The organism is Dictyoglomus thermophilum H-6-12 (assembly GCF_000020965.1).
GTDB classification, from domain to species: Bacteria; Dictyoglomota; Dictyoglomia; order Dictyoglomales; family Dictyoglomaceae; genus Dictyoglomus; species Dictyoglomus thermophilum.
The window spans coordinates 1207431-1228158 of record NC_011297.1 but is presented as its reverse complement, the minus strand read 5'-3'; the positions used below and the strand labels follow the sequence as shown (position 1 = coordinate 1228158).

The following is a 20728-nucleotide window of genomic DNA, read 5'->3' as shown; positions in this document are numbered from 1 at the left end:
TTAATTTTTCAAGGTGATTAGGGTATATGAGTTTTGTACATCTTCATGTACATACAGAGTATAGTTTGCTTGATGGAGCTTGTCGCATTGATGAATTGATAGATCAAGCTCTTGAGTTTAATATGCCTGCTGTAGCCATCACTGATCATGGCGTAATGTATGGAGTTATAGATTTTTATAAGAATGCTAAAGAAAAAGGAATAAAGCCAATTATTGGATGCGAAGTCTATGTAGCTCCAGGATCAAGATTTGATAAGAAACAAAGGACTGACCTTTATCACTTAATACTTCTTGCAAAAGATTTTGAGGGGTATAAAAACTTAATAAAGATTGTAAGCTTGTCTTTCTTAGAAGGATTCTACTATAAACCAAGGGTTGATAAGGAGTTACTTAGAGAATATTCAAAGGGTATTATTGCTTTATCAAGTTGCTTAGCGGGTGAGATACCAAGTTATATCTTGCAGAATAACTTAGAAAAAGCAAAAAATGCGATTAAGGAGTATTTGGATATATTTGGGGAAGATTTTTATTTAGAGTTACAAAACAATGGAATGGAAGAACAAGAATATGTGAACAGTTATTTAATAAAACTTTCAAGAGAACTTAATGTTCCACTTGTAGCTACAAACGATGTTCATTATCTTAGAAAGGAAGATGCCGAGATCCACGATATACTTCTCTGTATACAAACGGGGTCCAAGTTAAATGATAAAGATAGGTTAAGATTTAAAACTAATGAATTCTACTTTAAGTCTCCAGAAGAGATGAAAGCTTTGTTTAAAGATGTTCCTGACGCTATAGAAAACACCCTAAAGATAGCTGAAAAATGTAACGTTGAGATTCCTCTTAATAATGTTATTCTTCCTGTGTTTGAGGTTCCCGAAGGGGAGACCTTAGATTCTTATTTTGAAAGATTATGTTGGGAAGGGGCGAAGAAGAGGTTTGGCGAGGATATACCTGAAAACATAAGAGAAAGACTATCTTATGAGATCTCAGTTATAAAGCAGATGGGTTTTTCGGGGTATTTCCTTATTGTTCAAGATTTTGTTAATTATGCAAAAAGCAGAGGAATACCTGTAGGCCCTGGAAGAGGATCCGCAGCAGGTTCTCTAGTCTCTTATGTTTTAGGTATAACAAATATAGAACCTACAAGATGGGGATTAATTTTTGAGCGATTTTTGAATCCTGAGAGAGTGACGATGCCAGATATAGACATTGACTTTTGTTTTGAGAGAAGAGAGGAAGTAATTGAATACGTTAGGAATAAGTACGGTAAAGAACATGTGGCACAAATTATAACTTTTGGAACAATGGCTGCAAGAGCATCGGTAAGAGACGTAGGAAGGGTTTTGGATGTTCCATATAATGAAGTAGATAGGATAGCAAAGCTTATACCTCCTAATACAAGTATTGAAGAAGCCTTAAATACATCTGAGGAGTTGAGAAACTTAGTAGAAAATAATCCACAGGCAAAAAGAATTATAGAAATTGCGAAAAGAATAGAAGGAAATGCAAGGCATGCATCAATTCATGCTGCTGGGATAGTAATTTCAAAGGATCCTTTGATGGAGTATGTTCCTTTACAGGTTATGAACGGTACTGATGTGGTTACTCAACTTCCAATGACTAATCTCGAGGAATTGGGACTTTTAAAGATGGATTTTTTGGGACTTAGAACTCTTACTGTAATATACGATACTATTAAGAAAATCAAAGAAAATTATGGTATTGAAATAGATATAAACAATATTTCTTTAAGTGACGAAAAAGTATATGAACTTTTACAAAAAGGAGAAACTATTGGGGTGTTCCAATTGGAAAGTAGAGGCATGAGAAATCTTCTACGAGATATTAAGCCTGAGAAGTTTGAGGATCTTATAGCAGTCCTTGCTTTATATAGACCTGGTCCTCTTGGTAGATTAGAAAGTTATATAAAAAGGAAAAGAGGAGAAGAGAAAGTTGAATATATGCATCCTGCCTTAGAGCCTATCTTGGCTGAAACTTATGGAGTAATAATTTATCAAGAACAAGTTATGGAAATTGCCCACAGACTTGCAGGATTTACTCTGGGGCAGGCCGATGTATTGAGAAGAGCCATGGGGAAGAAAAAGCCCGAAGTTATGGAGGAACAGAGAGGTATTTTTGTAAAGGGAGCTGTAGAAAGAGGTATTCCTGAAAATGTAGCTATAGAGATTTTTGAGGACATGGCAAAGTTTGCAGAGTATGGTTTTAACAAATCTCATAGTGCAGCTTATGCTTTTGTCTCTTTTCAAACGGCTTATCTTAAGGCCTATTATCCTAAAGAATATATGGCATCTCTTCTCACAAGTGTCAAAAATAGTACTACTAAATTGAGTAAATATATAGCTGAAGCTAAAAGAATAGGTATAAAGATTTTGCCACCTGACGTTAATGAGAGCGTAGTAGACTTTACTGTTACTCCTCAAGGCATAAGATTTGGATTATCTGCTATTAAAAATGTGGGTGAAAGTGTGGCCGAAGCAATAGTAGAGGAAAGATCAAGGGGTAGATTTAAGTCAATATTTGATTTTATAAAAAGATTAAGTTCAAAGGTTATTAATAAGAGAGCATTAGAAAGTCTTATAAAGAGTGGAGCTTTTGATAGTTTTGGTTATAGTAGAAGGGCACTTTTAGAAAATATAGACAAAATTCTTGAATCAGCTCAGGTGATGAAAAGGGCTCATATAGGCCAGGTTTCTCTTATTGATTTGGAGTCATTGCCTCAGGAGGAAATTATCAATAATATGCCTGAGTTTTCTATAGATGAGATTTTAGAGATGGAAAAAGAGATGCTAGGATTTTATGTATCTTATGATCCACAGGAGGAATTGAGAAAGATTTCAGAAAAACTTTTTGATTATACCATCGATGATCTGGTTGAGGTTGAATCTGGTTCTCAGGTGATTGTTCCAGGTATTTTAAAGAATGTAAGAGAAGTAATTGATAGGAAAAATCAAAAGATGTTGTTTGCCACACTTGAGGATTTTACTGGTGAGGCAGAGATTACAGTTTTTTCAAGTGTTTATGGTAACTACAAAGATATATTAAAAGAAGGTAAAAAAGTAATTATTAGTGGAAAGTTGGAGATTGATAGGGATGAATCTGAAGAGAGAATAAAAATAATTGTAGATCAGGTAGGAGATCTAGAGAGTAATATTTTAGTGATTCAATTGGATAATAAAATTGGTTATGAGGTGCTTTTTAAGGTGAGAGAAATTTTAAAAAACAAAAAAGGCCTTGTGCCTGTAATTATAAGATTTGATGAACACGCTATTCTTACTGCTCCGGATTTTTGGGTTTTTTATGATGAAGAACTCAGAAAAAATTTAGAGTCTCTAAGAAAGTATGGAATTGAGTGTAGAATTGAGAGTATAAATAAGCTTTTGTAGTTTATGGTAAAATAATTGAAATTTGAATTTCTGTGAGGAGGGGATATGTTCAAGGACTGGTTAAAAAAAGATGATAAGAATAAGTATCGAGATATTCCTGATGGTTTATGGATAAAATGTCCTCAATGTTCTCAGATAATTTATTCGAAAGACTGGAATGAAAATTATAAAGTTTGTATTAAGTGTGGTTATCATGATCAGCTGAATGCTTATGAGAGAATAGATTTGCTAATAGACTATGGTACTTTTAATGAATTAGATAAAAATATTGTTCCGATCGATATTTTAGGATTTACAGATACAAAGTCCTACACTCAGAGACTTAAAGAGGCCCAAGAGGCAACAGGTTTAAAGGATTCTATTGTTACTGGTAAAGGTGAGGTCAATGGAATTCCTGTTTACATTATGGTAATGGATTTTAGGTTTATAGGCGGAAGCATGGGGTCAGTGGTTGGGGAAAAGGTCGTAAGGATTGCGGAAAGAGCGATTGTTGATAAAATTCCAGTAGTAGCTGTGATTGCTTCGGGTGGTGCAAGAATGCAAGAAGGATTATTTTCACTATATCAAATGGCAAAAACAAGTGCTGCTATAGGAAGACTTGGAAAAGCAAAAGTGCCTTATATAAGCATTCTTACTCACCCGTCTACAGCAGGTGTTCTTGCTAGTTTTGGTTCTCTTGGAGATGTGATTATAGCAGAACCAGGAGCGTTAATTGGTTTTACAGGTCCAAGAGTTATTGAGCAAACTATAAAACAAAAACTTCCTGAGGGATTTCAAAGATCTGAGTTTCTTTTGGAGCATGGTATGGTAGACATGGTTGTAGAAAGGAAAAAACTTAAAAGTGTATTGTATTTAATATTAAATCATCTTTGGAGGAAGGTATGGTAAAGCTATCACCATGGGAAAGAATTTTGATTGCCAGACATCCTAAAAGGCCTACCTTTATTGATTTTCTAAATGAACTTTTTGACAATTTTGTAGAACTTCATGGTGATAGACTTTTTGGGGATGATCCTGCAATAATTACTGGTTTGGGAACTTTTGAAAATGAAAGTGTAGTTATAATAGGGCAGGAGAAAGGAAAATCTATTCAGGAAAAAATGAAGAGAAATTTTGGTATGCCTCATCCAGAAGGTTACAGAAAAGCTTTGAGAGTTATGAAACTAGCAGAAAAATTTTCTTTGCCCGTTATATCCTTTATTGATACTGCTGGTGCTTATCCAGGGATAGGAGCAGAAGAGAGAGGACAAGCCTGGGCTATTGCTAATAATTTGAAGGAGATGTCGCTTTTAGAGACTCCTATAATAGTTGTGGTTTTAAGCGAGGGAGGAAGTGGTGGGGCTCTTGGGATAGGAGTCGGGGATTATATTATGATTCTCGAAAACGCTTACTACTCTGTCATATCTCCTGAGGGGTGTGCCTCTATCTTGTTTAGAGATTCTTCAAAGGCACCTGAGGCTGCGGAGGCTTTAAAGATTACATCAGAAGAACTTTTAAAATTAGGGCTTGTGGACGAAATCATTTCAGAGCCTAATGGTGGAGCTCACGAAGATTTTCGTGGTACTGTAGAGAATTTGAAAAAATCATTAAGTAAAATTATTAGGAAGTATAAAAATAAGGATGTAAAAACCTTACTTGAAGAGAGATGGATAAAACTAAGAAATTATGGAAGGTTCTTGGAGGAAGAGGAGAAATGATTAAGAGAATAGGTGTTCTTACAAGCGGGGGAGATGCTCCTGGAATGAATTCTGCTATAAGGGCTATTGTAAGGTTCGGAATATCTAAGGGAATAGAAGTTATAGGAATTGAACGAGGATATCAGGGATTAATTGAAGAAGAGTTTAGAGTACTTCATAAGGATGATGTGAGTGAGATAGTTCAAAGAGGTGGTACTATTCTGCGTACTGCAAGATCTGAGGAATTTAAAGAAGAGGAAGGACAAAGAAGGGCTATTGAAAATCTAAAAAAACATGGAATAGATGGTTTAATTGTTATTGGTGGTGAAGGTTCTCTTAAAGGCGCTTATGATCTATTTAAGAAAGGTGTCAATGTAGTAGGGATTCCTGGGAGTATTGACAATGATATATGGGGTACAGATTTTTCTATAGGTTTTGATACTGCATGCAATAATGTTATAGATGCAATAAACAAGATCAGAGATACAGCTGCTGCTCATGAGAGGACTTTTGTTATTGAGGTTATGGGAAGGGAATGTGGTTTTATAGCCTTTACTTCAGGACTTGTTAGTGGTGCAGATATAATTCTCATACCTGAGGTTCCTATAGATTTTCCTTATATTACTGAGAAATTGAAAGAAAGACAGAGAAAAAATAAAAAACACAATATTATTGTAGTTGCAGAAGGAGTAGGAAGTGCTTATTTTATTGGTAAGCAGATTGAGGATAGACTTGGAATATCCACAAGAATTGTAGTTCTTGGACATATCCAAAGAGGAGGTTCTCCCTCGGTCTTTGATAGGAGTATAGCTACCTTTATGGGGGTTGATGCAGTGAAAAGACTTCTTGCTGGAGAAAGTGGAGTGATGATAGGGTGGCAAAATAATTCTCCTGTTTCTGTTCCTCTTGAGGAAGTTGTAAAAAATAAAAAGCGAGTTTCACCAGAACTTTACTGGGAAGTGGAATCTTTATGGTAAAGTACTGGTGCCGAAGGCCGGAGTCGAACCGGCACGGGTGTCACCCACCCACCAGATTTTGAGTCTGGCGCGTCTGCCAATTCCGCCACTTCGGCACTCTTGATAAATGATAACTTTTAAAGTAATTTTTTGTCAAGATCTAAAATTTTTAGGGAAAGGGGAAATAATTAATGAAAAGATTATTTTGTCCTTGGAGAATAAAATATATCACATCTGAAAAAGAGAAAGAATGTATATTTTGTAAAAAACCCTCCGAAAACAGAGATGAAGAAAATCTTATTCTCCTCAGAGGGAAGTTCAATTTCATTATACTAAACTTGTATCCTTATAATAATGGTCATCTTATGATTGTGCCCTATGAACATACCAATGACATAACTAAGTTAAGTATCGAGGTTTTGACCGAGATGATGGAGCTCTTACAAATATCTGTGGAGGCCTTAAAAGAAACAATGAAACCTCATGGTTTTAATATAGGTTTCAATATAGGAGAGGTGGCTGGAGCTGGAATAGCAGAACATTTACATATGCATGTGGTCCCAAGATGGAGTGGAGATACTAACTTTATGTTTGTTTTTGGGGAGACAAAAGTGATTCCAGAAGATTTGCAAAGTACGTATAAAAAGTTAAGACCAGCATTAGAAAAATTGTATGAAGAAAAAAAGAAGAGATCTTAAAAGCCTTTTCAAGTATATTTATCTCAAGCTCTTAAGGTTTAAAGATTCTCCTGAGAAAATTGCTTTAAGTTTTAGTATAGGTGTTTTTATAGGAATTTTTCCTACATTTGGTATTGGAGGAATTTTAGTAATACTAATCTCTTATATCTTCAAGCTAAATTATATAGCAGGATTATTAGGAACTTTTATTATGAATTATGTTACATCCCCGTTTTTTTGGGTTTTGAGCTACTTTGTGGGGGAATTTATTGTCAGTGGAAAACTTGAATGGAAAGGATTTGAAAGAAGTAGCTTAAAAGGCTTTGCCATATCTTATTTAATTGGAAACCTCTTTGTATCTACTGTTTTTTCGATAATCTCTTATTTTGTGGTAAAGAATATAATAATAGCTTATAGAAAAAGAAAAAAAAGAGGAAGGCAAACGCCTTCCTCTTCTTGAGTTTTCTTACTTATTAAAGAAAGTTTTTACGCTTTCATAAAAGGCAGGATCAACATTCTTTGTTTTCCCTTCAATTAAAGTTATATCTACTGGTACTAATTCGTTTCCTTTTACAGCAACAAATAATCCAGATTTTCCTTCATGTACTAAGTCTACAGCCTTCTTGCCAAGGAGAAGCCCCATGATTCTATCTCTTATCGATGGACTTCCTCCTCTTTGTAGGTGGCTTAAGATTACTGCTCTGGTTTCAATTCCCAAGTTTTTCTGTATTTCTTCAGCCAGTACATTACCTACACCACCTAAACGAATGTGACCAAAGGCATCTACCATTCCCTCTTGTCCTTTTTGATAAGTAAATCCTGGTAGTTGTACTCCCTCAGCGATAGCTACAACTGCGTGATTTCTTCCTCTTGCGTATAGTTTTCTTATGTGATTGTAAAGATCCTCAAGATTAGGTTCTACTTCAGGGATTAAGATATAATCTGCTCCTCCTGCAAGTCCCCCATAAAGAGCTAACCATCCTGCATGTCTTCCCATTATTTCTACTACGATAACTCTTGCATGAGATCTTGCAGTATCTCTAAGTCTTTTAATTGCATCTACCACTACTTCAACAGCAGTGTCAAATCCAAGAGTATAGTCAGTTTCTTCTAAATCTTTATCAATAGTTTTTGGAACTCCGATCATTGGAAGACCAAGTTTGCTAAATTTTGATGCAACTCCTAGAGTGTCTTCTCCACCTATAGCAATTAAGGCATCTAAGTTTAACTTTTTGAAGTTCTCAACACATTTCTGAACATCTTCTTCTTTTTTGAATGGGTTTGTTCTAGAACTTCCAAGAATTGTTCCGCCGATTTCAAGAATATCTTCTACCATTTCTAAGGTTAAAGGCATAGTATCTGCCTTAAGAAGACCAGCCCATCCATACTTCAAACCTATAACTTCGTCTCCATAATCTAACGCTCTCATGACAATACCACGGATGGCTGGGTTTAGACCTGGGCAATCGCCTCCACCTGTTAATACACCAATACGCATTTTACTCATTTTTCCTCCTCCTTCTTAGATTTTGTTTTTGGTTAATTATGATTTTATTATTTAGAGTAAAAATTGACAAGCTTTTTAAGGATTGTTAGACTTTATAGTCGTAGATTAATAAATATTTGAGGGGTAGAAGGTATGAGGAAAAATCTTAAGCGTGATAATAAGCATGGTTTTTTGGATCATTATTTTAGATTGTTTGTTTTTGCCTTTTTACTTCTGATGATTTTTTTAGTTCCAATTGCACAACCTAGTTTTTTAAAACTGCATGACATATCTGAAATTCCAAAAGTTACTCTTATTAGGGTACTGACAGGCTTTGCTTTATTACTGTGGGCGATTTGGGTTTATGTTTCAAGAAAAGAATTGAATTTGCCTCCTAAGGTCATTTCAGCTAGTGTTTTTCTTTTTTTAATTTCTTGGATTATATCTACCATATTTTCTACTAACTTTTATTTAAGCTTTTTCGGTTCTTACATGAGGCAGATGGGTTTTTTGACTTATTTTTTTTATTTTGTGATTTTCTTTCTTCTTTATAATGTGGTGGAAAACTATACGGAGCTTAAATATTTTTACTGGACTGTTTTTATTACTACAGTTATTGTCGATTTTTTTGGAATATTACAGCTTTATAGGTTAATGCCTTGGTATGAGAGGGTTAGGACAGAATCTAGAATAATCGCTACATTAGGTCATGCTGATTTTTTGGGGCATTTCTTAGTAATGGTTATGCCAATAATTTTGTCTTTCATTTATTATGTAAAGAACAATGTTTTAAGGGTTTTACTTTATGTTTTATTTTTAGCTTCTTTTTTAGTTTTACTTGGAAGTTATACTCGTGGTTCTTGGGTGGCTTTTTTGGCTGGAATTATAATTTACTATGTTTTTGTTCTGTGGAAGGAGAAAGGCTTTTTTACTAAAAAGAATAAGATTATAACTTTAGCTCTGGTTTTAGGATTAGCCCTTACAGTGGGCATTTTTTACATAACCGAGAATAAACTATATATCGAGAAAAAGGATGTAGGTTTATTTTCTCTTAAAGAGAGATTTGAGAGCATAGGGGCAGGACTTAGAGTAACTCAACAAAATCCAAGAATCTTGACTTGGAGGGATAGTATAAGGCTTTTTGAAGATAAAATTTTAAAATCACCAAGAATAATATATGGTTTAGGTCCTGAAACCTTCTCCTTTAATTTTACTCCCTATAAGTCTTTAGATTTGGCAAGATATGATGGTGGAAAAGGCTATCCCGATAGAGAGCATAATGAATTTCTAGACATATTATTCCCTCAAGGTTTATTGGGGTTGTTGTCGTTTATTTTTGTTTTATTAAGTGTTTTTCTCTACAGTATTAAGAATTACAATAAAATTGGAGCAGAAAATAGAATTCTCTTTTTAGGAACCCTTATTGGGTGGTTATCTTTCTTAATACAAGGTCTTGTGCTTTTTGGATTGTCAGCAACATATTTATATTTTTGGATGCTTACTTCTTTTATTATGCTATTTTTTAAATTGGAAAAACCAGATTCTATATGGAAGATATCTATTTCCTTCCTATTCAGAGTTTTTATTCTGATAATCTTTACCTTTATAAGTATTTTCAGTATATGGATTTCTCTAAGATTCTTTAGAGCAGAGATCTATTATAGATATGGACTTGACTATTTAAATAGTGGAGAGGTTGGAAAAGCAGTGGCTGTGTTAGAGGAGGCAATAAAACTAAGACCTCAGGAGACAGCTTTCCACGAGGCAGTAATAAAAGCATATTTAGGAGTTATGGGAGGAGCAGAAAATGAGGATATAAAGATGGAGGCGTTTAGAAAAGGAGAAAGTCATATTAATGGACTTTTGAAAAATGATTATTATAAATCTTTAAGTAATAACCTTGTCGGAGCTTTTTATGCTCAAGCTTACCATTATTTGGGCCAAAAAGATAAGAGCTTAATAATAAAAGCAGAGGAGTACCTGAAAAAAGCATTAACTTATGATAGGTATTGTGTTCCTCCTATGGAAAACTTATTAAAGATGTATTCTACAGACTTAGTAGATGAGAAAAAGGCTCTTGAAATGGCTAATAGGATTCTTGAAGTAGATCCTTATCATTCTCAAGCAGCAAATTATGTTGCTAGAGTTTATTTTCAAGAAGGAAAATTTGATAAGTCTAAAGAGATTTATGAAAGACTTTTAAGTAGAAATTCAAATGATAAAGACACTTTGTATAATCTTGGGGTGGTAATGTATAAATTAGGTGATTTAAATAAAGCAGAGGAATATCTTTTGAAAGTTATTAATCTTGATCCTACTTACGAGAGTGCTCTTAATCTTTTAAGAGTTATTTACAAGCAGCTTGGAAAAGAAGATAAGATTAAAGAAATTCCACTAAATGATAAAGTTTATGTTCAAAAGGGCCTTGAGGCTTATAACAATAAAAATTATAGTATAGCTATTGAGTATTTTAAAAAAGCTCTATCTTATAATCCCAATTCTCCTGAAATTATGAACAATATAGGAGCCTGTTTATTTATGCTAAATAAATACGATGAGGCTATAGCTTGGTTTAAAAAGGCTTTAGAACTTAAGAAGGACTATGTTCAAGCTTATGGAAATCTTACTTATGCTTATATTCAAAAGGGTGATCTTATTTCTGCGGAAGACACAGTAAATGAAGGATTGAAATATGCTCCTAACGATGAAAATTTAAAGGAGTTAAAGAAAAAAATAGAAGAGCTTAAAAGGAGATGAGATCAATGAGAAAAGTGGAATTAACTGAACAAGCCTTGATGATCCTTGAGAAAAGATACTTAAAAAAAGATGAAAAGGGTAATGTTATTGAAACTCCAGAGGAGATGTTTGAGAGGGTAGCAGAGACTATTGCTAAAGTAGACTTAATATACAATCCTAAGGCTGATTTAGAAGCCATAAAAAATACATTTTATGATATGATGGTTTCTCTTGAGTTTTTGCCAAACTCTCCAACTCTGATGAATGCAGGAAGACCTTTAGGACAACTTTCGGCTTGTTTTGTGATACCCATAGAAGACTCATTAGTGAGCATATTTGATGGGTTAAAATATGCTGCTCTGATACATCAGTCAGGAGGAGGTACAGGTTTTTCTTTTTCTAAACTTCGTCCTAAAGGAGATATTGTTAAGACTACAGGAGGAATAGCATCAGGACCTGTAAGTTTTATGAAGGTTTATGATGCAGCTACGGATACTATAAAGCAAGGTGGAGTTAGAAGAGGAGCCAATATGGGAATTCTAAGAATAGATCATCCTGACATTGAGGAATTCATAACGTGTAAAGATCAAGAAGGAGTTCTTTCCAATTTCAATATTTCTGTTGCTATAACCGATAGCTTTATGGAAGCGGTCTTAAAAGATGAGGATTTCCCTCTTATAAATCCTAGGAATAAGGAAGTAGTTAGAAAAGTAAAAGCAAGGGATCTTTTTGATCTTATAGTGAAGCAGGCGTGGAAAAATGGAGAGCCAGGTGTGGTTTTTATTGATGAAATAAATAGAAAGAACCCAACTCCTGAGGTTGGAGAGATTGAGTCTACCAATCCTTGTGGTGAGCAACCTTTGCTTCCTTTTGAGTCTTGCAACTTAGGTTCTATAAATCTTGGCAAGATGTTAAAAAGGGTAGGAGAAAAGTACGAAATAGACTGGGATAAGTTAAAAATCACAGTACATAATGCGGTACATTTTCTGGATAATGTTATCGACGCTAATTTTTATCCATTAAAACCTATCGAGGAAATGACAAAGGCAAATAGGAAGATTGGGCTTGGAGTAATGGGTTTTTACGATTTGTTGGTGAGGCTTGAAGTACCTTATAATACTAAAGAAGCAAGGGATATAGCAGAGAATATAATGAGTTTTATTCAAAGAGAAGCAAGTGAGGCATCCCAGAAACTTGCAGAAGAAAGAGGAGTATTTCCTAATTGGGATAAGAGTATTTACAAAGATATGGGACTGAAGCTTAGAAATGCAACTTTGACGACTATTGCTCCTACTGGAAGTATAAGTATTATTGCTAACTGTTCCTCTGGAATAGAACCTATCTTTGCTCTTGCTTTTAAGCGAAAAATAAGTCTTGGAGAATGGAATGAGGTATATCCGTTATTTAAGGAAGCTTTAATCAAGGAGGACATTTATTCTGAAGATTTAATAGAAAAGATAGTTCAAGAAGGAACTATACAGCATATGGATGAAATTCCAGAAAGACTCAAAAGACTTTTTGTAACAGCTTTAGATATTGATCCTGAAGATCATGTATTAATGCAGGCAGCTTTTCAAAAATATGTAGATAATGCAGTATCTAAAACGGTAAATTTAAGAGAGAGTGCTACTTTAGAGGACATAAGAAGAGTATATTTAATGGCTTATGACCTAAAGCTTAAAGGTATAACAGTATATAGAGATAAATCAAGGGCTTCACAGGTTTTGTCTGTTGAAAAAGAGAAAAAAGAAGAAGGTAAAGAAGAAAGAGAGCCTCACAAATTAATCCCTAGACCAAGGCCTATAATAACCAAGGGGGCGACTATAAAGATAAAAACTGGATGTGGAAATTTGTATGTTACCATAAATGAAGATGAATTTGGTATATGTGAGGTTTTTTCAACCCTTGGAAAGGCTGGAGGGTGTGCAGCCTCTCAGACAGAAGCTATATCCAGATTGATATCCCTTGCATTAAGAAGTGGTGTTGATGTAAGAGCTATAGTTAAGCAGTTAAAGGGAATAAGATGTCCTAATCCAGCAAGAACTGAGGACGGTGACTTTATCCTTTCTTGTTCTGATGCCATAGGAAAGGCAATAGAAAAATATCTTGATATAAAAGAAGGCAAAAACAATACCATTAATAACTTTGTTGTAAAGAATAAAGATAACATAGAAAAGGATGAAAGTTACTCTGGAATGCCTTGTCCTGAATGTGGTTCGCCATTGCAAGTTGCAGAAGGATGTTTGACTTGTAGAGTTTGTGGCTATTCAAAGTGTTATTAATCATAAATTAAAATAGGGAAGCCTAAAAGGCTTCCCTATTTTTTTGGTTTAATTTCAGAGATACCAATATAGGGTTGAAGAACTTTAGGTATTAATATACTTCCATCTTCTTGTTGATAGTTCTCCAAGATTGCAATTAAAGCTCTTGAAATGGCAATGGCTGTTCCATTTAGCATATGTACATATTCTACTTCGCCTGTAACTCTTCGGAAGCGGATATTTAGTCTTCTTGCTTGATAATCAGTGCAATTTGAACAACTTGTTACTTCTCCAAAGTCTCCTCTTCCTGGCATCCATGCCTCAATATCAAATTTTCTTGCGGCAGGAGCCCCAAGATCACCTGAACATATGTCTACTACTCTATATGGAATTTCTAATTTTTGGAAGATTTTTTCCTCAAGGCTTAATATGTATTCGTGCATTTCTTCGGAATCTTCAGGCCTACATATTATAAAGATCTCTGCTTTACTAAATTGATGCACTCTATACAATCCTCTATTGTATCTACCGTAGGCACCAGCTTCTGTTCTAAAACAGTGAGAAAATCCCAAATATTTTAAAGGTAAGTCAAGTTCATCAAGAATTTCGTCCTTATGATATCCTCCTAGAGTGATTTCTGCTGTAGCAATTAGCCCTAAATCTGTATCTTCCACTCTATATATTTGGGCTTCAGGTCCTCTAGGTTGGAAGCCAATTCCATCTATTATTTCCATTCGTGCCAAATCAGGGGTTATGAACAATTTAAAGCCTTCAGGAAGGAGGGTATCTATTACCAATCTAAAAAGAGCAAATTCTAAGAGTACAGCTTCATTCTTTAGATAATAAAAATTGGATCCTGTAACCTTACTTCCTCTCTCAAAGTCTACTAGGTCATTTAATAAGGCAAGATCTAAATGGTCTTTAGGAGTAAAGGTAAAAGTTTTTATATTTCCCCATCTTTTTATCTCTATATTGTCTTTTTCGTCTTTTCCTTTTGGGGCTTTAGGAGACAAAAAGTTAGGAAGTTGCCATAATTTTAAGTATAGCTCTTTCTCTATTTTTTCATATTCTTTCTCCAATTCTTCTATTTTCTCTTTTAGGGTTTTAGCTTTTTTAATTAATTCTTCTCTTTCTTCACCTTTGCGTTTCCCTATTTCTTGTGATATTTTATTTCTTTGAGCTTTTAAAGTGTCCAATTCTTTTTGTAAAGATCTTCGTTTTGCGTCTAATTCTAAAATGTAGTCTACATCATATTTATTAGGATCTAGGTTTCTTAGTACTATATTTTCCTTCATGAGCTCAGGATTCTCTCTTAGAACTTTAATATCAATCATTCTTGTACCTCCTTCTTTTATTGAAGTATATTTTTTAGAAAAAGAACAAAATTTGCAAGGTTTAATATGTAAAATAAAATTTTTTCTTGAGGAGAGTTAGTTCTAAATATTTTTAAGGATAGTCTCCATTTAGCGGGATAAAAGGGCCTTATCCCTTGATAGGTAAAGGAATCTCCAATAATGTGTCCTATATATCCTATATTTATACCTACATAGAAACCATTGTATAATTTTACAAAATTTATCGGCAAGTTTTTGAGATTGTTTATATAGAATATTAAGAACAATATATTTAGAAAAATTAAACCCGTCAAACTGTGTAAAAACCCTCTATGTTCAAATAATGGTTTTAGTAATATATTAAAGAGCAAGTTTAGTAAAGCCACTATTATCATAAAGAGCATTAAGAAAGTAATTGATTTTCCTTCCGTAGTTGTCAGTTTAAAACTTTGGTGTAAAAAGGTGAAGATAGAAAATGTTAGGATAATGCTTAACAATGGAATGAATAAATTTAACAAAGTTTTAGCTGGTAAGAGTCTTTTAGATATTTCAGATTTTGGAGCATCAATGTCGGGAATGAAGCTTCCTACAATTGTCCCAGAAAGTATTCCAATGCCCCAAGGTGTCATTATTTCTTGAAGCTGAACATTAGATGTTCTTAAAATTACTTGTAGAAACAATATATTTAATGATATGTGGGTTTTGTATATCATAATTATTTACTATTGCCTCCCTATGTGCTATATTTATAAAGTATAACAGGAATTCTATAAAAAATCATGCTTTATATTGGGGGGAGGATAATAATGGTAATAAATATAGCGAGAATCTTGGATTTTGTTATTTTTGGAGTAATAATAGTGTTTCTTATTTTCTTATATAGGCTTTTAAGTTCTTCGCAAGGAAAAATTGCTGATATTTATGAGATTCATAAAAAAATAGATGAGCTCTCAGAGAAAGAGGAATATTTAAGAAAGGAAATTAGAGAAATAACAGATCTTATTAGGAGTCTTAGAGCTCAAGAAAATGCATTGTTAGAAGAGGTTAAAAAAGTTACAGAGAAACAAAGTACTGGTGTAAATTTACAAGAATTGGAACAGAAGATAAACCTATTAGATAAAAAACTTACAAGAATCTTGGAATTGTTAATGTCTAAGTAAGAATCCCCCTCTTTTGCTCTTGAGTTTTGTAATAAGAGGGGGATCCTAATGCATTCTACTCATTATTTTTTAGCTTTAAAAGCTCACCTAGAGTCAATGGGGGTGGAGCATATTCACTTAGATATTTTTTCATTTCTTGATCAAGCTTTTCTTTTATTAAAGCTTTAATTGAGAGGGTTATTCTTCTAAACCTTGGATTTATTTTAACTATTTTTGCTTCGACCTCTTCATTTTCTTTAAATCCTTGTATTTCATTTTCTTTTTCAAAGTTGATTTGAGTATAAGGTAAAAATCCTTCTATTCCAGGTTCCAATTCCACGATATACCCATCTTTTAATTTTTCTATTATTCTTCCCTTAATATTTTGTCCTTCTCTATATTTTTCATCTATATCTTCCCATGGATCTTTTAATAAGTCTCTTCTACTAAGAGTTAGCTTTTTATTCTCTTTGTCTATCTCTATAATTTTCGCTTCTATAAAATCTCCAGGTTTAAATATGTCTGAGATATTGCTTATCCTTTCCCAAGAAATTAGTTTTCTAGGTATGAGTCCTTCAAGCCCTGGCTTAATTTCGATAAATATTCCAAAGTCGGTGATATTGGTTACCTTTCCTGAAACAATCTCACCAATCTTATAATTTTGATCTATTACTTCCCATGGATTCGGTTCTACTTGTTTTATACTTAGAAATATTTTTTGGTTTAAGTCATCTACACTAAGAACTTTTGCTTTGACCTTGTCCCCGACTTTTAAGCTATTTTTAACATCCTGAGGTCTTCCCCAAGATATCTCACTCATGGGAACATATCCTATAAGGTTATCTACTTTTACTACAATACCTCCAGATATTTTTATTATTTCGGCCTTTATAATAGAACCTTCAGGATATTTTTCCTTGAATAATGACCATGGATTTGGTTGTGCCTGTTTTATACTTAGTTGAGCTGTTCTACTATTCTCATCTAAAGATAGTACTCTTGCTTTTACTATGTCTCCGGTATTGTAATATCTTCTTATGTTTTTAATAGGAAACCAAGATATTTCATCTTTTTCCACTATACCTATAATTCCTAAGCCTAAGTCTACAGTGAGTTTATCTTCGTCAACTTTTATTATTCTGCCTCTTACGATCTGAGAATTTTTTATTTTTTCCCAAAGGTTTGATCTTTCTTCTTCTTGTTTTTGTTCAAGGAGTTCTCTTGCAGAGATTATTAACTGATTCTTTTCAGGATTTATCCTCTTAATTTTTCCCTCTATTCTTCTGTTTATATAGTATTTAGGAGGTTTAATAGGAGGGACATCAATTTCTTTTGCAGGAATAAAACCTTCTACTTCGTTGTTGATCTCCAGGATAAAACCCCTGCCATTATAATTGATAACTTTCCCTTGAATAGGTTGATTATTTTCATAAGCCCATAAGAGTTCTTCCCATATTTTATTTTCTACCGCCTTTTTATTTGAAACGGTGATGACTCCATCCTTATAATTTACATGTTTAATGACTACGGGAATACTATCAATTTCTTGCTTTTTTTCAAGTTTTGCCTTAAGTTCCTTAGATAATTCATTGTAAGGTAGAAAGGCATCATATTTTTTCCCAATGTCTAACCATAGTCCATCTTTGGTTATGTTGAGGATATTCCCATATACAAGGGTATCAATAGAAATTGATAAATCGGTTTCTTCAAGTTTTATGTCTGAGAGTTCTTCCATGTTTTTCCCTCCCTTTTTTATAAAGATAATTAATTATGAAAAAGTACTTTTCAAATTATAACATAAAATGTTTGTAAAGATAAAAAGATAGATCTTGACTTAGTATAGATTTATGTATATACTTTTCAATGGTTAGCCGAGGTAGCTCAGAGGCAGAGCAGCTGATTTGTAATCAGCGGGTCGTGGGTTCGAATCCCTCCCTCGGCTCCATAATAGTAGTTGGGGAGGTACCCAAGTGGCCAAAGGGGGCAGACTGTAAATCTGCTGGCGGGTGCCTTCGGGGGTTCAAATCCCTCCCTCCCCACCATTGTGATCGCGGGGTAGAGCAGCCAGGTAGCTCACCGGGCTCATAACCCGGAGGTCGAGGGTTCAAATCCCTCCCCCGCAACCAATTGGGCCCACGTAGCTCAGTTGGCAGAGCGTACCCTTGGTAAGGGTAAGGTCACCGGTTCGATCCCGGTCGTGGGCTCCATTTGATTATCATCTCTTTTTTATTTATTAAATTTAGGCTATAATCTTTAGAGATTTTTTAAAATATATTCTTTAGGAGGAGATAAAGGATGGCGAAGGAGAAATTTGTAAGGACGAAGCCACATGTGAATATAGGTACGATAGGGCACGTAGACCATGGAAAGACGACATTAACATCAGCGATAACGATGACGCTAGCGGCTGAAGGATTAGCGAAGCCCTTGAAGTATGAAGACATAGACAAAGCGCCAGAGGAAAGGGCAAGGGGAGTGACGATAAACCTTGCGCATGTAGAGTATGAGACGCACAACAGGCATTATGCGCACATAGATGCGCCTGGTCATGCTGACTACATAAAGAACATGATTACTGGTGCTGCACAGATGGACGGAGCGATACTAGTAGTATCAGCTGCGGATGGTCCGATGCCTCAGACGAGGGAGCACATATTACTTGCGAGGCAAGTCAATGTGCCATACATAGTAGTATTTTTGAACAAGATAGACATGGTAGATGATCCTGAGATAGTGGACTTAGTAGAGATGGAGGTAAGGGATTTATTAACGAAGTATGGATATCCAGGGGATGAGGTACCGGTAGTAAGGGGGTCAGCATTAAAGGCATTAGAGGCGTTATTCCAGAACCCTCAGATAAAGAGAGGGGAGAACCAGTGGGTAGATGCGATATGGGAGTTAATGGATGCTGTAGACAATTACATACCGATACCGGAGAGAGATGTAGACAAGCCATTTTTGATGCCGATAGAGGACATATTTAGCATAACAGGGAGAGGAACAGTAGTGACGGGTAGAGTAGAGAGAGGAAGGGTGAAGGTAGGGGACGAAGTAGAGATAGTAGGATTAAGTGATGAGATAAAGAAGAGTGTAGTGACGGGAGTAGAGATGTTCAGGAAGCAATTAGATGAAGCGATAGCTGGTGACAACATAGGGATACTATTAAGAGGGATAGACAAAGATGAAGTAGAGAGGGGTCAAGTAGTAGCTGCGCCAGGTACGATAAAGCCGCACACACATTTCAAGGCGCAGGTATATGTATTGAAGAAGGAAGAAGGTGGAAGGCACACGCCATTTTTCAGTGGATACAAGCCACAATTTTACTTTAGGACGACAGATGTAACAGGGGAGATAAAGTTACCAGAGGGAGTACAGATGGTTATGCCAGGTGACAACCTAGAGATGGAGATAAAGTTAATCAAGCCTGTAGCGTTAGAGGAAGGTTTAAGGTTTGCTATAAGAGAAGGTGGAAGAACAGTTGGTGCAGGCGTCATAACTAAAATTATTGAATAAGGATAGTGAGGTGTTATAATAGTTATGAGAGTAGTAATTACGTTAGCTTGTACTGAGTGTAAGGAAAGAAATTATACTACGGAGAAAAATAAGAAGAATGATCCAGATAGGTTAGAATTAAGAAAATATTGTCCTAGGTGTAGAAAACATACTATTCATAGGGAAGTGAGGTAGGCCCGTAGCTCTAATAGGGAGAGCACCGGACTCCAAATCCGGGGGTTGCAGGTTCGAGCCCTGCCGGGCCTGCCAAAAATTTTTATATTAATGGGAGATGGCTTATTATGAATAAGAGAAGATCTATTATAGACAAGATAAAAGATTTTTGGGCTGAAGAAAAATTAGAGTTAAAAAAAGTTATGTGGCCCGATAGGAAGAAGGTTTTACAACTTTCTTTGGCTTTAGGTATAACTTTAATTTTATTGATATTGATCATATCTCTTTATGATTTTGTGTTTGTTTTGTTAAGTAGATTGATTCTTGGAAGCTTTACTGGTTAGAAAATGGAGGTAATTCAAGTGGCTGAGCCAAAGTGGTTTGTAGTACATACTCTTGCAGGGCATGAGCATAAGGTTAAGGCTATATTGGAGAGGCAAGTAAAACTTAATCACTTGGAGGATAAGGTTTTTGAGATAGTGGTTCCTGAAGAAAAGGTGATGACTGTAAAAGGAGGAAAAAAGAGGATACAGGTTAAAAAAGTGTTCCCTGGATATTTATTTATAAGGATGGTAGAGGATGAGGATGTGATAAGATTAATCCGAAATACTACAGGGGTGACGGGATTTGTAGGTACACCTGGTAGGCCAAGTACCTTAAATCCACAGGAGGAACACTGGATAAAGAGATTCTTAGAACAGAAGGAAATAAGACCAGAGCTTAAAGTTAAAAAAGGTGATAGAGTATACATAAAATCTGGTCCATTTATGGGATATGAAGGTTTTGTAGATGAGGTATATCCTGAAAAAGGAACTGTAAAAGTTTTATTGTCTATTTTTGGAAGAGAGACTCCTACAGAGATAGATCATACCCAAGTAGAGAAGACTGATTAGAAAGGGAGGGAATATAATTGCCTAAAAAAGTTGTAGGAAAAGTAAAACTTCAATTGCCTGCAGGTAAGGCGACACCTGCCCCACCAGTTGGACCAGCATTAGGTCAGTATGGGGTTAATATTATGGAGTTTTGTAAAGCTTATAATGCTGCTACGGCTGGTCAAGAGGGAATGATAATACCTGTTGAGATAACTATTTATGAGGATAGATCTTTTACTTTTGTGACTAAGACTCCCCCTGCTTCTGATCTTTTAAAGAAAGCTGCAGGAGTGGAAAAAGGGTCTGGAGAGCCTAATAAGGTAAAAGTAGGAAAGGTAAAAAGGAGTAAAATAAGAGAAATCGCAGAACTAAAGATGAAAGATTTAAATGCTAATGATATAGAGGCAGCTATGAGAATGATTGAGGGTACAGCAAGGAGCATGGGTATTGAAATAATTGAGGGTTGATGAGATGGTGGGAGAGGCTTCCCCTCGTTAATACCACTTAATTAAGGA

General features: G+C 35.0%; 18 protein-coding genes and 6 tRNA genes. 19 read left to right on the top strand and 5 right to left on the bottom strand.

Going from position 1 to position 20728, the window contains the following annotated elements; genetic code table 11:
- Positions 1–26 precede the first annotated feature (26 nt).
- From DICTH_RS06185 to pfkA, 4 genes are read left to right on the top strand one after another with little or no spacing between them, the layout of a single operon-like run.
- Entirely contained in the window at positions 27–3410 is a 3384-nt protein-coding gene (locus DICTH_RS06185; RefSeq protein ID WP_012548635.1) for a DNA polymerase III subunit alpha, read from the top strand.
- 45 nt (positions 3411–3455) lie between these two features.
- Entirely contained in the window at positions 3456–4298 is an 843-nt protein-coding gene (gene accD / locus DICTH_RS06180) for an acetyl-CoA carboxylase, carboxyltransferase subunit beta (protein ID WP_012547890.1), read from the top strand.
- Complete coding sequence (locus DICTH_RS06175; protein WP_012546929.1) at positions 4292–5107, top strand: acetyl-CoA carboxylase carboxyltransferase subunit alpha; 816 nt, start codon at positions 4292–4294, stop codon at positions 5105–5107. The genes accD and DICTH_RS06175 overlap by 7 nt, the downstream gene beginning before the upstream one ends.
- Positions 5107–6063 carry a 6-phosphofructokinase gene (pfkA, locus tag DICTH_RS06170; RefSeq protein ID WP_041723563.1) on the top strand — a complete coding sequence of 319 codons (957 nt, stop codon included), beginning with the start codon at positions 5107–5109 and terminating at the stop codon, positions 6061–6063. The genes DICTH_RS06175 and pfkA overlap by 1 nt, the downstream gene beginning before the upstream one ends.
- A gap of 5 nt (positions 6064–6068) precedes the next feature.
- Here pfkA and DICTH_RS06165 read toward each other — a convergent pair.
- A tRNA-Leu gene (locus DICTH_RS06165) sits at positions 6069–6158 on the bottom strand.
- 75 nt (positions 6159–6233) lie between these two features.
- On the opposite strand from DICTH_RS06165, the gene DICTH_RS06160 reads away from it, so the two are divergent.
- Together DICTH_RS06160 and DICTH_RS06155 are read left to right on the top strand one after the other, a co-directional pair.
- Positions 6234–6740, top strand: coding sequence for an HIT family protein (locus DICTH_RS06160; RefSeq protein WP_012547155.1), 507 nt, complete (start codon positions 6234–6236; stop codon positions 6738–6740).
- Positions 6715–7179 (top strand): DUF2062 domain-containing protein, encoded by a 465-nt coding sequence (locus DICTH_RS06155; RefSeq protein WP_012548643.1) that lies wholly within the window; start codon positions 6715–6717, stop codon positions 7177–7179. Before DICTH_RS06160 ends, DICTH_RS06155 begins: the two co-directional genes overlap by 26 nt.
- 6 nt (positions 7180–7185) lie before the next feature.
- On the opposite strand, the gene DICTH_RS06150 is transcribed toward DICTH_RS06155, so the two are convergent.
- Positions 7186–8226: a 6-phosphofructokinase gene (locus tag DICTH_RS06150; RefSeq protein ID WP_012547106.1), complete on the bottom strand. Its 1041-nt coding sequence runs from the start codon at positions 8224–8226 to the stop codon at positions 7186–7188.
- 132 nt (positions 8227–8358) lie between these two features.
- On the opposite strand from DICTH_RS06150, the gene DICTH_RS06145 reads away from it, so the two are divergent.
- Positions 8359–10962, top strand: coding sequence for a tetratricopeptide repeat protein (locus tag DICTH_RS06145; protein WP_012547292.1), 2604 nt, complete (start codon positions 8359–8361; stop codon positions 10960–10962).
- A gap of 5 nt (positions 10963–10967) precedes the next feature.
- Positions 10968–13223: a vitamin B12-dependent ribonucleotide reductase gene (locus tag DICTH_RS06140; protein WP_012547568.1), complete on the top strand. Its 2256-nt coding sequence runs from the start codon at positions 10968–10970 to the stop codon at positions 13221–13223.
- Between the two features lie 35 nt (positions 13224–13258).
- On the opposite strand, the gene serS is transcribed toward DICTH_RS06140, so the two are convergent.
- Both serS and DICTH_RS06130 read right to left on the bottom strand, forming a co-directional pair.
- The gene (gene serS, locus DICTH_RS06135) at positions 13259–14536 is read right to left on the bottom strand and encodes a serine--tRNA ligase (RefSeq protein ID WP_012548396.1); all 1278 of its coding nucleotides are present in this window, start codon (positions 14534–14536) and stop codon (positions 13259–13261) included.
- 17 nt (positions 14537–14553) lie between these two features.
- On the bottom strand, positions 14554–15249 hold the full coding sequence (locus DICTH_RS06130; RefSeq protein WP_012548314.1) for a metal-dependent hydrolase: 696 nt from the start codon (positions 15247–15249) through the stop codon (positions 14554–14556).
- Between the two features lie 93 nt (positions 15250–15342).
- On the opposite strand from DICTH_RS06130, the gene DICTH_RS06125 reads away from it, so the two are divergent.
- The gene (locus DICTH_RS06125; protein WP_012547537.1) at positions 15343–15696 is read left to right on the top strand and encodes a hypothetical protein; all 354 of its coding nucleotides are present in this window, start codon (positions 15343–15345) and stop codon (positions 15694–15696) included.
- Positions 15697–15751: 55 nt separating this feature from the next.
- Here DICTH_RS06125 and DICTH_RS06120 read toward each other — a convergent pair whose 3' ends face one another.
- The gene (locus DICTH_RS06120; RefSeq protein ID WP_012548394.1) at positions 15752–17410 is read right to left on the bottom strand and encodes a S1 RNA-binding domain-containing protein; all 1659 of its coding nucleotides are present in this window, start codon (positions 17408–17410) and stop codon (positions 15752–15754) included.
- A 135-nt stretch (positions 17411–17545) separates the two neighbouring features.
- Between DICTH_RS06120 and DICTH_RS06115 the strand changes: the two genes are divergently transcribed.
- From DICTH_RS06115 to rplK, 10 genes are all read left to right on the top strand, one after another.
- Positions 17546–17620, top strand: a tRNA-Thr gene (locus tag DICTH_RS06115).
- A gap of 11 nt (positions 17621–17631) precedes the next feature.
- Positions 17632–17717: transfer RNA gene (locus DICTH_RS06110), tRNA-Tyr, on the top strand.
- A gap of 7 nt (positions 17718–17724) precedes the next feature.
- A tRNA-Met gene (locus DICTH_RS06105) sits at positions 17725–17801 on the top strand.
- Between the two features lie 5 nt (positions 17802–17806).
- A tRNA-Thr gene (locus DICTH_RS06100) sits at positions 17807–17882 on the top strand.
- Between the two features lie 88 nt (positions 17883–17970).
- On the top strand, positions 17971–19188 hold the full coding sequence (tuf, locus tag DICTH_RS06095) for an elongation factor Tu (RefSeq protein WP_012547745.1): 1218 nt from the start codon (positions 17971–17973) through the stop codon (positions 19186–19188).
- Positions 19189–19212: 24 nt separating this feature from the next.
- The gene (rpmG, locus tag DICTH_RS06090) at positions 19213–19362 is read left to right on the top strand and encodes a 50S ribosomal protein L33 (RefSeq protein WP_012547040.1); all 150 of its coding nucleotides are present in this window, start codon (positions 19213–19215) and stop codon (positions 19360–19362) included.
- Positions 19361–19437 (top strand) — tRNA-Trp (locus DICTH_RS06085). The genes rpmG and DICTH_RS06085 overlap by 2 nt, the downstream gene beginning before the upstream one ends.
- A gap of 32 nt (positions 19438–19469) precedes the next feature.
- Positions 19470–19685 carry a preprotein translocase subunit SecE gene (secE, locus tag DICTH_RS06080; RefSeq protein WP_012548377.1) on the top strand — a complete coding sequence of 72 codons (216 nt, stop codon included), beginning with the start codon at positions 19470–19472 and terminating at the stop codon, positions 19683–19685.
- Between the two features lie 18 nt (positions 19686–19703).
- Complete coding sequence (nusG, locus tag DICTH_RS06075; RefSeq protein ID WP_012547166.1) at positions 19704–20234, top strand: transcription termination/antitermination protein NusG; 531 nt, start codon at positions 19704–19706, stop codon at positions 20232–20234.
- 17 nt (positions 20235–20251) lie between these two features.
- The gene (gene rplK, locus DICTH_RS06070) at positions 20252–20680 is read left to right on the top strand and encodes a 50S ribosomal protein L11 (RefSeq protein ID WP_012548197.1); all 429 of its coding nucleotides are present in this window, start codon (positions 20252–20254) and stop codon (positions 20678–20680) included.
- Positions 20681–20728 lie beyond the last annotated feature (48 nt).

Excerpts from the sequence above, each read along its gene's own strand:
- DICTH_RS06155 (WP_012548643.1), top strand. The coding sequence starts at position 6,715 with ATGAAGAAAAAAAGAAGAGATCTTAAAAGCCTTTTCAAGTATATTTAT.
- DICTH_RS06120 (WP_012548394.1), bottom strand. The coding sequence starts at position 17,410 with ATGGAAGAACTCTCAGACATAAAACTTGAAGAAACCGATTTATCAATT.
- serS (WP_012548396.1), bottom strand. The coding sequence starts at position 14,536 with ATGATTGATATTAAAGTTCTAAGAGAGAATCCTGAGCTCATGAAGGAA.
- DICTH_RS06160 (WP_012547155.1), top strand. The coding sequence starts at position 6,234 with ATGAAAAGATTATTTTGTCCTTGGAGAATAAAATATATCACATCTGAA.
- secE (WP_012548377.1), top strand. The coding sequence starts at position 19,470 with ATGAATAAGAGAAGATCTATTATAGACAAGATAAAAGATTTTTGGGCT.
- accD (WP_012547890.1), top strand. The coding sequence starts at position 3,456 with ATGTTCAAGGACTGGTTAAAAAAAGATGATAAGAATAAGTATCGAGAT.
- rpmG (WP_012547040.1), top strand. The coding sequence starts at position 19,213 with ATGAGAGTAGTAATTACGTTAGCTTGTACTGAGTGTAAGGAAAGAAAT.
- DICTH_RS06185 (WP_012548635.1), top strand. The coding sequence starts at position 27 with ATGAGTTTTGTACATCTTCATGTACATACAGAGTATAGTTTGCTTGAT.
- DICTH_RS06150 (WP_012547106.1), bottom strand. The coding sequence starts at position 8,226 with ATGAGTAAAATGCGTATTGGTGTATTAACAGGTGGAGGCGATTGCCCA.
- DICTH_RS06175 (WP_012546929.1), top strand. The coding sequence starts at position 4,292 with ATGGTAAAGCTATCACCATGGGAAAGAATTTTGATTGCCAGACATCCT.
- DICTH_RS06145 (WP_012547292.1), top strand. The coding sequence starts at position 8,359 with ATGAGGAAAAATCTTAAGCGTGATAATAAGCATGGTTTTTTGGATCAT.
- DICTH_RS06140 (WP_012547568.1), top strand. The coding sequence starts at position 10,968 with ATGAGAAAAGTGGAATTAACTGAACAAGCCTTGATGATCCTTGAGAAA.
- DICTH_RS06125 (WP_012547537.1), top strand. The coding sequence starts at position 15,343 with ATGGTAATAAATATAGCGAGAATCTTGGATTTTGTTATTTTTGGAGTA.
- DICTH_RS06130 (WP_012548314.1), bottom strand. The coding sequence starts at position 15,249 with ATGATATACAAAACCCACATATCATTAAATATATTGTTTCTACAAGTA.
- tuf (WP_012547745.1), top strand. The coding sequence starts at position 17,971 with ATGGCGAAGGAGAAATTTGTAAGGACGAAGCCACATGTGAATATAGGT.